Genomic DNA, 14,194 nt, shown 5'->3' with positions numbered 1-14,194 from the left:
ATGCAGCCAGGTTCGAACAGCTTAATACTTATAAAAACCCTGGCCCGTTTTACGACCCAAATGATTCGCCCGAACCATTTTCCTCAACAACGCATGCGCCCTATATTTAGGGTCGCCCGTTTCATTGTGAAGTGTTTCCATAATTGAAAGATTGACATCATTGCCAATTAAATCAGCAAGTGCCAGAGGGCCTATCGGGTGATTAGCACCAAAGCGCATAGCCTTATCAATTTCATCAGCGGTGGCTACGCCTTCAGCAAGAATACCAATTGCCTCATTAATCATCGGTATTAGCATTCTGTTGACAATAAAGCCAGGCGCTTCATTAACAAGAACAGGTTCCTTGCCCAGTAATTTAGCGAAACCCATTACCCAGTCCAATGTCTCTTTCGATGTTGCAAGACCGGCAATAACTTCCGCCAATTTCATAACCGGCGCGGGATTGAAAAAATGCAGACCTATGACATTGGAGGGGAAAGGGCACAATGCTCCGAGCTGGGTTATGGAGAGCGAAGAAGTGTTGGAAGCTAAAATCATATCTTCGCTAGCAAACTCTGCCACCTGTTTAAAGAGGGCCAGTTTAGCTTCCATATTCTCAGCAATGGCTTCAATAACAAGTTTGGATCCGACAATAGCACTATAACTATCAGACACCTTTACTTTGTTAGAATACTCAGCGGCTTGACACTCACTAAGGCGATTTTTTTTGACCTGTCTATTCCACTGTTCTTGCAACAAACCAAGAGCGTTGTCGGCAGTTGCTATGTTTCTACCGACCCATAGGACAGAATCGACCTGATCGGATTGAGCCATAATCTGGACAATTCCTTTACCCATGACCCCAGTTCCAATAACTGTTACCGAGTACAAATGTCGAGGCGTATCCATTTTGTGCATCTCGCTTCAGTGCAAAAAAAGATCCATCATAACGAATCATGAATGTATCGGGATAGATACTTTAAAGAGAATTTTAGAATCTATGTTATTTCAACCGTCTTTAACTGTCTGGCACGGTCGAAAACACAGGAATATACAGGCGCCCAAAAACCAATAGACGGCTCCCCAGGGTCTGTACGAGATGATTTCCAGCGAAGGTTAGACAAGGCAAGAACAGGTGAGCAACGACTGAGGTCGCGCACGACTTTACGTGTTGTAAATGAGCATCCTGAGCCTTTTTTCAACGCCATCTAACCGAGCGCAGATAGATTTCGTACAGAGCCCAACAGATAACTTCAGCCACTTTTGAGCTCGCGCCCTAAGTAAAAGGCCAGTCAATGACTGGCCTTAAACGCTCTACCACTCGTATTAGTTAACAGCGACCTTGTCACGATTCTTCTCGAAAATGGCCTTGCCAATGCCTTTCACTTCCAGCAGCTCATCCGTCGACGTAAATTCACCATTCGCCTCACGGTACGCCACAATCGCCCGAGCTTTAGCTGCACCCACTCCTGATAGCTCACGCTGAAGCGTCGCCTCATCAGCTGTGTTGAGGTTAATCGTCATTGCAGGCGCTTGAGGTGAGGCTTGAGCCTCAACGGCCACTGCAACAGGCTGCGCGGCCGTAGAGCTCGCATGAACCAAGCCCGAAACACTGACTAACAAAGCCATGACTAACGAAGAAACATAGGCAATCCGCATAAGTGACACTCCAATACATCGTTAAGTGGAAACAGCTTTCCTGAGCTGTACTCCAACCGTAGGCGATGTATGGAAAGTGTCAAAAATCAGTCAGTTACAGAGTGTGTAGTCACATTAACTCGGAACGTTGCTGCTGGTAAATCCAGTCAACAATTTCGCCATCGGGTGCATACCCACTGACCGTATCACGCAATAACTGCCGAACCCGCGCATAGTCATCGTGCTCAACGGCTTCAAGTAATGTAGAGAGACGGCTTTTAAGCTCTTCCCACGACAACATGTCTTCGTTGGCGCTCATGATCATCGGATGCTGAGTGGCAACTACGTTGTCACCGATCAGTAACTCTTCGTAAAGCTTCTCGCCAGGGCGAAGACCGGTAAATTCGATCTCGATATCACCATGCAGGTTTTTGTCCGAGCGCACACTAAGGCCAGAAAGGTGAATCATCTTCTCAGCCAATTCAACGATGCGCACAGGCTCGCCCATATCCAGAACAAAAACGTCGCCGCCCTGCCCCATGGAACCTGCCTGAATCACCAATTGCGCAGCCTCGGGGATAGTCATGAAATAGCGCGTGATCTTAGGGTGGGTGACTGTGAGCGGCCCACCGGCTTTAATTTGCTTGTGGAAGAGCGGAATGACCGACCCCGAGGAGCCCAGTACATTGCCAAAACGAACCATGGTGAAGCGCGTTTTATTAACCCGCGATACATTGGCTTTGTCGCCAAACAACACTGGCGCTTGCTCACGACTGAGTGCTTGCAGCGTCATCTCAGCCAAGCGCTTGGTACTGCCCATCACATTGGTGGGGCGTACTGCCTTGTCGGTGGAGATCAGTACAAAATTCTCCACGCCTGCTTGCAGAGCAGCTTGGGCCGTATTCAGCGTGCCTATCACGTTATTGAGCACACCTTCGGCGATGTTGTGCTCAACCATCGGCACGTGCTTATACGCAGCGGCGTGATACACCGTATCGACATTCCAGGTTTTCATGACATCCAGCAGCTTCTGCTGATTGCGCACCGAACCCAAAATAGGCAACACCTTGACCGAAAGAGACTCTCGATTAACCCGCTGTTCAAGCTCAGAAAGAATGCTGTAGAGGTTGAACTCACTGTGTTCAAACAGCAGCAAAGTCGTTGGTCGCAATGCCAAAATTTGCCGACAAAGCTCGGAACCAATCGACCCGCCCGCCCCTGTTACCAGCACCGACTGGCCTTTAATGCAATGCTCCAACAAATCGCCCTGTGCGGGCACAGCATCGCGACCTAGCAAGTCAGCGATGTCCACTTCCTGAATGTCATCAACCTTAACCCTGCCGCTGGCCAAATCCATAAACCCTGGAACGCTGCGAACATGGAGCGGAAAGCCTTCGAGCAACCCCAAAATTTCGCGGCGTCGCCCACGAGATGAAGACGGAATGGCAAGCAAAAGCTCTTGAGCGCCTGTGCGGTCGATCATCTGTTGGATGTGTTCAGGCTTGAATACCTGCAAGCCGGAAATCACACGGTCTGCGATGCCTTCATCATCATCGATAAAAGCCACAGGGCGCATCATTCTACCCATGCGAAGTGCAGCCACTAACTGATTACCTGCTGCACCCGCACCGTAAATGGCGACTCGTGATAAGCCATCGTCACGACTGGTGAACGGCACATGTTGGGCCGCCGCAAACCAATCACCTAAAAAGTACTGACGCATGGCGAGACGCAAGCCACCCAGCATGATCAGACTCAACCACCAATAGTTGAAGATAATCGAACGCGGAACAACGCTACTGTGGCCACTTGACCAATACACAACCACAGCCAAAATCAACGCTGAAAGGCTGACAGCTTTAATGATGGCAACCAGTGCATCGTTGCCGAAGTAACGCATCACTGCTCGATACATACCGAAACGGATGAACAAAGGGATGGCTATGACCGGGGCGCAGATGAACAACCACGAATGCAGCTTGACTGGGTTGATCATATCGTCGATGCCCAAACGCACCACAAACGCGAGCCACAAGGCCAACCAGACCAATACAACGTCTGTTGTCACTTGAAGAAATCGCTTTTGTCGACGCGACAGGTTTAGCAAATGCGCACGAATTCTATCCATAACCCCTTTGAACACCTTTAACACTCCAGACACGACCAGCAGTTTACAGCGCTATGCAATCAAACAGCATTGCAAAGTTAAATCGGACTCAATGAAGCCTCTGCAATCACCTCGGCGATCACCTTGCAGGTCAGATCAATTTCTTGTGCGGTCAGCGTGGGATGGACCAAAAACATCATGCTGGTCTCGCCCAGTTCTTGGGCGTTGGCCAGCCTCTGCGCCGGGCGCCAGCCTGTACCGTCAAACGCTTTTTCCAGATAGACCTCAGAGCAAGAACCTGAGAATGCAGGCACACCACGTGCGGCTATTTCACCCAGAATTCGATCACGAGACCACTCAGCCTTCAAACACTCTGGACGCACAAACACATAGCATTTATAGGCAGCATGTACATCGCCAGCAGGTAGCACTGGAACACGCAAGGCTGGTAATTGCTGAGCTGTATTCCAGATTCTAGTGGCATTGTTCAAGCGGCTCTCATGCCATTGCGGCATACGGCGCAACTGAATACGACCAATAACAGCCTGCACTTCTAACATGCGCCAGTTGGTGCCAAAACTTTCATGCAACCAGCGGAAACCTGGAGCATGTTCACGCTCGTAAACAGCTTCCCAGCTTTTACCATGATCCTTATAAGCCCACATATCAGCCCAAAGCTGACGATCATTAGTGGTAACCATGCCACCTTCACCGCCAGTTGTCATGATCTTGTCCTGACAAAAAGACCAAGCACCGATATGACCGATGGAACCGACCGGGCGGCCTTTGTAATAGGCTCCGTGGGCCTGCGCACAATCCTCGATGACTTTGAGGCCATGCTCATTGGCCAGCGCCATGATCGGGTCCATATCGCATGGCCAACCTGCCAAATGCACACAGACGAGCGCTTTGGTCCGGGGCGTAAGCACAGCGCGAATGGTCTCAGCCGTGCAGTTCTGAGAGTCCAGATCAACATCCGCGAACACAGGCACCGCACCTGCGTTCACAATGCTGGAAACAGAGGCAAGAAAAGTGCGCGACGTAACAATGACTTCATCACCGGCACCAATGCCGAGTGCTTTTAACGCGAGGTCCAGTGCAACCGTGCCATTGGCCAGTGCCACCGCATACTCTGTACCCGACCAGGCAGCGAATTCTTTTTCGAAAGTGCGTGTTTCTTGCCCCGTCCAGTAGTTGACCTTGTTGGACAGAATTACAGCACGGGCAGCATCGGCTTCTTCTTCGGTGAAGGAAGGCCAAGGGGAGAAATTAGTATTAAGCATAAAAAATACTCAAAAATAACGAAAAGAATAAAAGTTACGAACGGGAATATACCTTTGCAGGGTTCCCCAACACCATCGAATCCTGCTCGACATTCCTAATTACCACGGCCCCTGCACCTACCATTGCATTGGCACCAATACATATTAATTGTCGAACTGATACGCCAATACCAACCCAGGCTAGAGCCTCAACCTTAACGCCTCCGGCTAATCTTGCACCGGGGCTGATATGCACGCCTTCACCGATCACACAATCATGATCAACACTGCACGAAGTATTAAGTATTACACCCATACCGATGGACGCATTGGCATTCACAACAGACCCGGCCATAACAACAACACCGCTATTGATATGTGCGTATTGGCTGATACTTGTAAACGGGTGTATAAGGCTTGGCACATGAGCACCTAACGACAATAGCTGATTCAACTTATCCAAACGAACCCTGTTATTGCCGATAGCCACGAAGACGCCATCAAACTCATGGAGCTTTTCCAAAAGATGTGCCGTGTCGCCTACTACCTGCCACCCATTACAGATTTTCAATGTTGGCCAGGCATCATCAAAAAAAGATATCGAGTTCCATCCGCAACATTCTGCCGTATCAGCAACTACTTTCCCATGCCCACTGGCGCCAAGAATAGCGAGCCTGTTCATTACTTCTGCCCCGTAAACTTACTCATAGTCGCTTCTCCGTCAGCACTGATGCCTTCTTTTACGACGACTTTCTTCAACGTAAGAAATATTATTTTTATATCCAGAATCATGGTTCTATTGTCTACATACCACGTATCGAGTTTGAATTTATCTTCCCAACTCAATGAGTTCCTACCATTTATCTGGGCCCAGCCCGTGATACCTGGACGGACATCGTGACGCCGGTACTGCTCGGGTGTATACAGCGGTAAATACTCCATGAGCAAAGGCCGCGGCCCTACCAAACTCATTTCACCTTTAAGCACGTTCCATAATTCAGGAAGCTCGTCCAAGCTACTTGAGCGTAAAAAGCTTCCAAAAGAAGTCATTCTTTCGCTATCCGGTAGCGGTCGCCCCTCATCATCCTTGGCATCGCGCATAGTCCGAAACTTGACCATCTCGAACGGCTTGCCATTCAAACCGGGTCTTATTTGTTTAAACAACACTGGGCTGCCCAGTTTTTTACGTATTTTCCAAGCTAGAAAAGCCATAACAGGTGACAGAATTATCAAACCCAAAGATGCTGCAACAACATCAAACGTCCGCTTGAGCATTATAGATACCAATGATTAGAAGATAATAGCCGGCGCAGATCAATGATCTGTAGGCCCAACACCCATCTCTTGCAACATGAAAGCATTCACTTTGTGAACGTCATATTTATATTCAGCAAGTTCACGCGATGCTTTACCCATCTGAATAATTTGGTCTGGGTTTTCGATAAATGAAACCATTGCCCGGGCAATTTCAGCAGCGTTTTTTACAGGCACTAAGAAGCCATTCACCCCCTCAATCACAGTTTCACGGCAACCTGGGGCATCAGTTGTAATGACCGGCCTTCCCATAGCCATTGCTTCAAGCACAGTGCGTGGCGTCCCCTCGCGGTAAGAAGGCAGAACATAAACACTGCATGCAGTTATTGCGGGGCGTACATCCATCAAGCGCCCTAGGTAGTGCACTGCCCCCTCACTTATCCAAGTGTCCAACTCGGTTTGAGTGATTGCATCAGGATTATCGTCGATCCAGCCCACAAGGCTGAATATAACTTCAGGATATAGGGCCCGCACCTGGCGGGCTGCTTGCACATACTCTCGAACCCCTTTATCTCCGAGAAGTCGTGCAATTAGTAAAAACTCAATATGTTGAGGAAAGGGTTCTACTTGAAACTGAGAGACATCCACCCCCGAACCATTAACCGTGACTGAAGGTGTTGTAGGACCAAGCAGTCCCAAATCTTTGAACAATGTTTGATCATCGGGGTTTTGAAAAAAAACTTTACTAGCACCACGCAAAGCCAGCCTGTAAAGCCCTTGGACCAAAGAGCGAATAAACTTGCGCTTGTTGTTGCCTTCCTCTTGTCCTTGAAAGGCATAACCCAAGCCGGTGATAAGAGCATATCTATGGGGCACACGCGCCATACGAGCCGCAAGCAAGCCATAAATAACAGGTTTTACTGTGTAGCTGAGAAAAAATTGAGGACGAACACGAAGCAAAAGTTGCCAAATATTCAGCAGTGCAACGAGGTCCAATAAAGGATTCATACCAACACGACTTAGCTTAAGGTCATGTACCTTTAACCCCATCGCCTCCAAACGCAATCGCATAGGATTGTCTATAGGAAGCCCAGGTGCGGCAACATGTACATCTAAACCTTTTTCTTTTAACGCTACTAAAAGCGGACCTCTAAAATTTATGAGTGAATCTGCATAGCTTGCGATTAAAAGAAAACGATTAGCATCACTGATCACATACCCACCCTAAGCTTCACATAAGTCGAAACGGAAAAACTAAAAAAGCACCAAAAAACTAGTTACATAACTGCTCGTAGAGGCGCTTAAATTTTGATTTTGTTACATCCATTGTGAACTCATCAATAATACGTTGCTTTGACTTAGCCCCCAATTCCACTCTTTTATCTTGGCCAATATCAACCAAACTAATTACCCCTTCAGAAAGTTGATTTGGATTTCCAGAAGGGACTACACACCCTGTCGTACCAATGAGAAATGAAGCATCACCTACGTCAGTCGTTACGCAAGGCAGCCCCATTGACATCGCCTCACCTAAAACATTAGGAAATCCTTCCGTCACAGAGTGCAAACAGAAAATATCCATAGCTTTAAGGCAAGCGGGAATATCAGCGCGCTCCCCTAAAAGAATAAATCGCTCTGAAAAACCGGTGTCCGCAAGCAAACTCATTAACACGCTATTGTCATTAGTTAGCTCACGACCCACTAGTAAAAATTTAACATTTTTATATCGTGAAGCAACAATTCCTGCTGCTTTAACGAAGTTAGGGTGATCCTTAACAACATTGAATCTTCCCACAGACCCAATCAATATTTCCTGATCAGTGATACCGTTTTCTAAACGAATAGACAGGCGTTCTTCTGCAGTAGCATTCAAGGCGGTCAAGTCAAAGCCATTAGATATCACTAGCATTTTATTTTCATCATAACCAACATCAACATGCGCCTTGCGCGATGCCTCAGCCGCACACACTATAACACTCGGTATAAAAAATGATAAACGAGCGCAGACACCCCTAATAAATGCGGTACTTTTATTGCCACCAGCCTTAACATCAGTTGTGCGAACACCCCATATAATATTTTTTACTCCTGCACAACGTGCAGCAAGTCCGCCAAGTAAATCCGCATGATACATCCACGTCTGCACGATATCAGGACGATGTAACCTTAAGAGTCGAACCAACTTAAAGAGAACAATCGGCGCTGTTACAATCGAAGACAAATTAAGTGCAACTACCTCAACCCCTTTTGACTGGAGCAGCACGCCAATTTTCCCGATACTAGTAAGGGAAATAACAATATGCTTATCATCTTGGGTATTTAGTGATTCACACAGTCGCTGAAGCATTAATTCAGCGCCACCGATATTTAAACCGACTATAACGTGAGCCACCAACATTATTCTTGAACCTCTAGCCAAGCCTGGAACATCAAAATACTCCAAAGCTTAGTCGAATAATCATCCGCTCCCGATAAATGTCTTTTCCAGGTTTCACGGATAGGTGAAACATTGAAATAGCCATCCTTAATTATTCTCTCCTCAGAGAGAAGTGTTTCGGCCCACTCGCGTAGAGGCCCTCTCAGCCATTCGCCCAAGGGAATAGAAAACCCTTTTTTAGGGCGTTCAATCATCTCCTGAGGCACATGACGATATAATACTTGGCGCAGAATCCACTTCCCCTTCCCTTCACGAATTTTCATAGCTTGAGGTATACGCCAAGCCAGCTCTACTACTCGGTGATCGAGGAAAGGAACGCGTGTTTCAAGGCTATTAGCCATTGATGCGCGGTCGACCTTAACTAAGATATCGTCGACCATATAGCACTGAGCATCCATCGCCATCATCCAACTCTGAAAATCTACAGACTCGGGCCAGCTATGTAAGGACGTCAATAATGTAACCGGCTCCTTAGCGCCAATAACGACACTTTCGGGAGAGTACCAATGGCTTTGCAAACGATGGTAAAAATCTTCTCTGCCTTTTGCAGGCAAGACATTTAACAACTTTTTAACTTTGGCAGGTAATGGAATAGACTTTGATGCAGCAGCAGCAAATTGCCTAACAGAAAGAGGCACTCTATTAAGCTGCCCCCACATCTTAGGAGCAAACTTATATTGGTTGTAACCACCGAATAACTCATCACCGGCATCACCACTTAGCGCCACTGTTACATGCTGCCTAGCCAGTTGACTGACTAAGTAAGTTGGAATCTGTGAACTGTCTGCGAAGGGTTCGCAATAAGTATGTGGCAGCTTAGGGATAACACTTAAAGCATCATTAGCGCCAACATAAATCTCAGTATGGTCTGTACCCAAGTGCTTGGACACTGCTAACGCATGCTCAGCCTCGTTAAAACCAGCCGCGTCGAAGCCAATAGTGAAAGTTTTGACAGGTATAGCACTTTGATTTTGCATCAATGCTACAACTGTACTGCTATCCACGCCACCGCTTAGAAAAGCACCTAAAGGAACATCAGAGAGCATCTGATCACCAATGCTTTTTACCATTTGGCTTTCCAAGATAGATGCAACTTCAACTTCGGAGCCTGGTAATTGATTACTGAGCCCTTCTTCGACTACTTTGTTAAGGTGCCAATAAGCAATTGGTTTAACATCACTGCGCACATCACCAAGAGCGACTTGCACATAATGACCAGGCAACAATTTCTCTACGCCTGAATAAATGCTATGAGGTGCAGGAATGTAGTTATAGCGTAGCAGCAATGCAAGAGCATCTCTGTCTATACCTGCATTGAATGCAGGATGGGCTTTTAATGCTTTAAGCTCTGAACCAAAAATTAAAACTCCATTTTGCCACCCCCAATAGAGTGGCTTTTCTCCCATCCTATCGCGTGCAAGGGTGAGCACTTGTTCTTGACGATCCCAAACGGCTATTGCAAACATACCAACTAAAAGCTTTAGTGTTTTGCTCACCCCCCAATAAGATAAAGAGTACAAGAGTGTTTCAGTGTCAGAATGTCCGTTCCAAATGTGTTTAAGACCATCGCCCTCTAACTTGGATCGTAACTCTAGATGATTGTAAATTTCACCATTAAAAACTAAAACGTACCTTTGTGATTCACACTGCATTGGCTGATGGCCGGCCTCAGACAGCTCAACGATTGCTAGCCGCCTATGGCAAAGACCAACATTTCCTGCTTCATCCAACCAAACTCCTACCCCATCTGGGCCTCTGTGTTGTATTCGAGCAGCCATCGCCTGCAGAACATCAGAAGGAGTCTCCGATAACCGATGAAGCGCAACAAATCCACCAAATCCACACATTGAGCTGTTTCCAAATATTATATTTTTTCAAACATAGGATGTGTCTCTTTACTTGCTTTCAAGCAAAACAAAAGGACAAAGTACTCAAATGAAAAAAATGTCCATGTCGACACCATTCCCATGGAGCAAAAAATCAATAGGAAAACCAATAAGGAAAATCGGTCAGAACGCGATAAATGCGAAGTCAGAATACTGTTGCAGATATATATAATAAAGCAAAAAAACAGTACAGAACCCACAAGCCCAAACTGAAAAAACACAGAAAGGAACTTATTGTGTATACGACCGATACCTTCCTCCGCATCCGCCCCTATCCCAAGACCAAAAAGAACTTGCCAGACAGAGACAATCTTAGTAGATACTACCTCCAGAATGTAAACTCTGCTTTCGAGCGAATTAGCATTATTCATCCTGTAGCTTAAAAAATCCAAAACCCATACTAAAAAAATAAAAGAAAAAGAAGCACCAAAAAACATATAAAACAATTTCTTTATATTATTTCTACCAAGTAAAAACCTCAATATAAATAGAGCGGACATCAAGAAAACCGTTTTGGAAAATGTTAGCATAGCGGTCAAAACGCATATCAATGCTATTACTCTCTTCCCCCACATAAGCGCCAACCAGAATGCCATAACAGAGAATGCCGCCAACGTATTAGGATTATATAATAGTCCTGTACTTCGAATAAAATCGTAACCGGGCAAAGGAGATGACTTATAAATTGCAAAATTAAAAATCTCTACATGAGGATAAATATTTTGCAACACCGCAACAATGAAATTAGGAACGACTCCCATCATCCAGTAATACATGGATCTTTTTATATCAAAAAAACCAGAATCCAAGAGCCACCAGCAACTTAATAGAACCATCAAAAACGTTATCCATTGCAAAAGTTGGAGCGTTTCGAAAGGCTGAGCCGAAAATATGCAAGTTAAAATAGTTGAAATAAAAACAAGCAACATATAAAAAAATGATTGGATGCCAACTTTTAGGCGACCGGACAATAGAAGGAAGCATGCTGCGCTTAAGATATAAACATCGAATATTGAAAAAAAGAACCCAGTGAGTGCTGGCATAGCTGCAAACACAAAAAAGAACTCTTTAGGCAAAATAGATCCATTAACGCCTTTCAAGAAACTTCCCCTTCCATATCAATTTCCGCCTCAGCTCCTGTGATTTGAAATATACCCACGGAACGATAGCTTTTATATCATCCGATCTCAGACAACTATTATTCACAGACGATAATATCAGTGATAGATTTCGAGACATAGAATGATATGCAGCAACATGATTATAACAACGATCAGCTATATCGGAATACCCTGCGGACAGATCATCCAGAACCTGACTCAAGCTAACACCTTCAGTTAAACGCAAACTATTTATAGAGGCATCTAGATCTAATCCTAAACAGCCAGGTTCTACTTCATGCAACCATTTATATTTATAATTCTTTGGAAAACTATTATTCGAAACATCAGCCAGCAGAGTCGGGCACCTAAATCGTGCAAATTCTAGCGCTGATGTTCCCATAGCGAAACCGAAATCACTTTCTTCAAGGATGATTTTTTCTAGCGCTTCAGAACTCAAATTCTCATACAAGCATATTAGCATTCCAGTATCTGACAGCTTACAACCTAATTCTTTTTCTAATATATCTACCCCCATAGAAATATTAGAAAAAACTATATTTAAAATAATCTTCTCTGACAAACCTTCACTTAACACATCTTTAATGAATTTCACTAATGGTCGAATTTTCCAAGCTTCACTTCGGCCAACATAGGTAACCCTCATCTTATTTGATTTTTCGTAAATTTTTGTCTGTGCAGACGGAATATCGATTGCTATTGGAATTACAGGTATAGAATCAAATGTAGTCCCAGGGAAGCGGGCTCTCAACATTCTCAAACTAACTGGCTCCATTACAGCAATACCATTTAAAAAAATACCTGAGTTGATATAACGAGCTGAACTCAATATATCTAACCATTTAAAAGAGCGGCCTTTCGGTCTAAGAAAATTCGCCCAAAACAATGGATACACATCATAAAAAAACAGCCGTGGGTTATTCTCAAAAATAAAGGGGTACGTGTAAATGTCATTATTAAACCCAAAAACCACGTCTTGGGATAAGATACGAGAACTCCAATCTTTGCACTCCAAGTCAACAAAATCAAAATCAACTGCTGATTGGTCCAACAAGCTTTTTAACAAACCACTCTTAAAGTCAATAATCTTTACGCTTTCCCCGCGCTCGACTAGACCACATATAAATCTGTACGCCAACATTAAAGCGCCACTTCTAACTCCATTCAGAACCGGAAATGCAAAACATATCGAACCTTGAACTTTATTCATACTAAGCCTTTAACTAAGAGTCTTGCAATAAAAACTTTAACCCAGGCTATCTCGCCATTCGCCTAGAATAAAAATATAAACATATCAGGATACAAAAATCATACACAACATAATTCAAAGCATGCGCCATAGAGGCACCTTCAACACCATACTTGCTGAATAATATGGTGTATCCATAAAACGATGTCGCACCTATAATTTCAAATATAATATATGTTTTCCACCACGCTTTAGCTATCAATATATAGCCCAACACCCACGCAATTGTTCTAAAAAAGTCGCCTACCAACTGCCAGGCAAAAAGCTCTCGCATGGGTGTAAAGTCTTTGGTGAAAAGTAATTGAATAATAACATCCCGGAACAAATAGATACCCATGCACGATATCGCTACGAATGGCAATATAACTTTAAATCCTGCAACAACTTCTGACCTAACATCACTCAGCTTCTCTAAACTTGCTATTTTTGGAAGCAAATACAAACTTAATGTTGTACTGATAAACAGCAAGTATGCAGAGCTCAACCGCCACATGGCCTCCCAATACCCCGCGGCATCCCAGCCAAAACTGGCTCCCAATTTGTCGCGTATTAGAATATGACAAATAGGCACGCAGATTGCCGAGCATATGGCCATCGCTGCAAATTTTAATAAATTTTTAAATACTGTCGCGTCAAACGCGCCAAAGAAAAATGACCATCTGAACCATGGAGTTTTGGCACAAATGAAAACTGTAGCTAAACAAGCAGCTGACTGATATAAGGAGAGTGAAATTAAAGCCCCATACAGACCAAACTCTATGGCCAACCACCCTGTAAGTATCAGCGCTCCCAAACTACCGACTATATTAGCAACTATGTAACGTGCTACTTCCTTTTTTCCATTAAGAACAGCCAAGAAAAAAGTATTAGCTGTAAAAAAAATCAAACTCACAGAAAGCCAGATAAAAACACTTGCTAAATCATAACCTTTCAAAAACACAAGCGCTAAATTTTTATGGAATAAAAAAACCAGAATAGCAGCGCTTATAGTGCCTATGGCAATTACTGTACCTGCGGTTTTCCAAAGTACATGTTGCTTTTTTTCATCCCCCTCATACTCAGCAGTATATTTAGTTATTCCTGAATTTATTGCGCCACTCGCAAATGTTGTAATCATCTGCACAGCATTTTGGAACTGTCCAAGTGCCGCGTATCCTGCAGGACCTACATAGACAGCGAGAATTTTGTTTATCCCTAAAAGGGTAAGCATCTTTATTGCTACTGCGATAGCATTCAGCAAACTTGTTTTTATTAAAGTCAT

12 protein-coding genes are annotated in these 14,194 nt (G+C 44.7%); all 12 read right to left on the bottom strand.

Annotated elements, in window-relative coordinates:
* Nucleotides 1-21: 21 nt before the first annotated feature.
* The 12 genes from ACZRJQ_RS08725 to ACZRJQ_RS08670 all read right to left on the bottom strand — a co-directional run bounded on the left by ACZRJQ_RS08725 (nucleotide 22) and on the right by ACZRJQ_RS08670 (nucleotide 14,194).
* Entirely contained in the window at nucleotides 22-888 is an 867-nt protein-coding gene (locus ACZRJQ_RS08725; RefSeq protein ID WP_463977957.1) for a 3-hydroxyacyl-CoA dehydrogenase family protein, read from the bottom strand.
* A 417-nt stretch (nucleotides 889-1,305) separates the two neighbouring features.
* Nucleotides 1,306-1,638 carry a ComEA family DNA-binding protein gene (locus tag ACZRJQ_RS08720; protein WP_463977956.1) on the bottom strand — a complete coding sequence of 111 codons (333 nt, stop codon included), beginning with the start codon at nucleotides 1,636-1,638 and terminating at the stop codon, nucleotides 1,306-1,308.
* Nucleotides 1,639-1,747: 109 nt separating this feature from the next.
* A complete protein-coding gene (locus ACZRJQ_RS08715; RefSeq protein WP_463977955.1) occupies nucleotides 1,748-3,745 on the bottom strand; it encodes a polysaccharide biosynthesis protein in 1,998 nt (665 codons plus the stop codon).
* A 77-nt stretch (nucleotides 3,746-3,822) separates the two neighbouring features.
* Nucleotides 3,823-5,007, bottom strand: a complete 1,185-nt coding sequence (locus ACZRJQ_RS08710; RefSeq protein WP_463977954.1) for a DegT/DnrJ/EryC1/StrS family aminotransferase — start codon at nucleotides 5,005-5,007, stop codon at nucleotides 3,823-3,825.
* 34 nt (nucleotides 5,008-5,041) lie between these two features.
* Nucleotides 5,042-5,668, bottom strand: coding sequence for an acetyltransferase (locus tag ACZRJQ_RS08705; protein ID WP_463977953.1), 627 nt, complete (start codon nucleotides 5,666-5,668; stop codon nucleotides 5,042-5,044).
* Nucleotides 5,668-6,261 carry a sugar transferase gene (locus tag ACZRJQ_RS08700; protein WP_463977952.1) on the bottom strand — a complete coding sequence of 198 codons (594 nt, stop codon included), beginning with the start codon at nucleotides 6,259-6,261 and terminating at the stop codon, nucleotides 5,668-5,670. Before ACZRJQ_RS08700 ends, ACZRJQ_RS08705 begins: the two co-directional genes overlap by 1 nt.
* 39 nt (nucleotides 6,262-6,300) lie before the next feature.
* On the bottom strand, nucleotides 6,301-7,455 hold the full coding sequence (locus ACZRJQ_RS08695; RefSeq protein WP_463977951.1) for a glycosyltransferase family 4 protein: 1,155 nt from the start codon (nucleotides 7,453-7,455) through the stop codon (nucleotides 6,301-6,303).
* Nucleotides 7,456-7,513: 58 nt separating this feature from the next.
* On the bottom strand, nucleotides 7,514-8,638 hold the full coding sequence (locus ACZRJQ_RS08690; protein ID WP_463977950.1) for a glycosyltransferase family 4 protein: 1,125 nt from the start codon (nucleotides 8,636-8,638) through the stop codon (nucleotides 7,514-7,516).
* Nucleotides 8,638-10,524, bottom strand: a complete 1,887-nt coding sequence (asnB, locus tag ACZRJQ_RS08685; protein WP_463977949.1) for an asparagine synthase (glutamine-hydrolyzing) — start codon at nucleotides 10,522-10,524, stop codon at nucleotides 8,638-8,640. Before asnB ends, ACZRJQ_RS08690 begins: the two co-directional genes overlap by 1 nt.
* A gap of 17 nt (nucleotides 10,525-10,541) precedes the next feature.
* Nucleotides 10,542-11,663: a hypothetical protein gene (locus ACZRJQ_RS08680; protein WP_463977948.1), complete on the bottom strand. Its 1,122-nt coding sequence runs from the start codon at nucleotides 11,661-11,663 to the stop codon at nucleotides 10,542-10,544.
* A complete protein-coding gene (locus tag ACZRJQ_RS08675; protein ID WP_463977947.1) occupies nucleotides 11,650-12,894 on the bottom strand; it encodes a hypothetical protein in 1,245 nt (414 codons plus the stop codon). Before ACZRJQ_RS08675 ends, ACZRJQ_RS08680 begins: the two co-directional genes overlap by 14 nt.
* Nucleotides 12,895-12,940: 46 nt before the next feature.
* A complete protein-coding gene (locus ACZRJQ_RS08670; RefSeq protein ID WP_463977946.1) occupies nucleotides 12,941-14,194 on the bottom strand; it encodes an O-antigen translocase in 1,254 nt (417 codons plus the stop codon).

The organism is Pseudomonas sp. E315, assembly GCF_055406205.1.
This window is presented reverse-complemented; position numbering and strand designations above follow the sequence as displayed.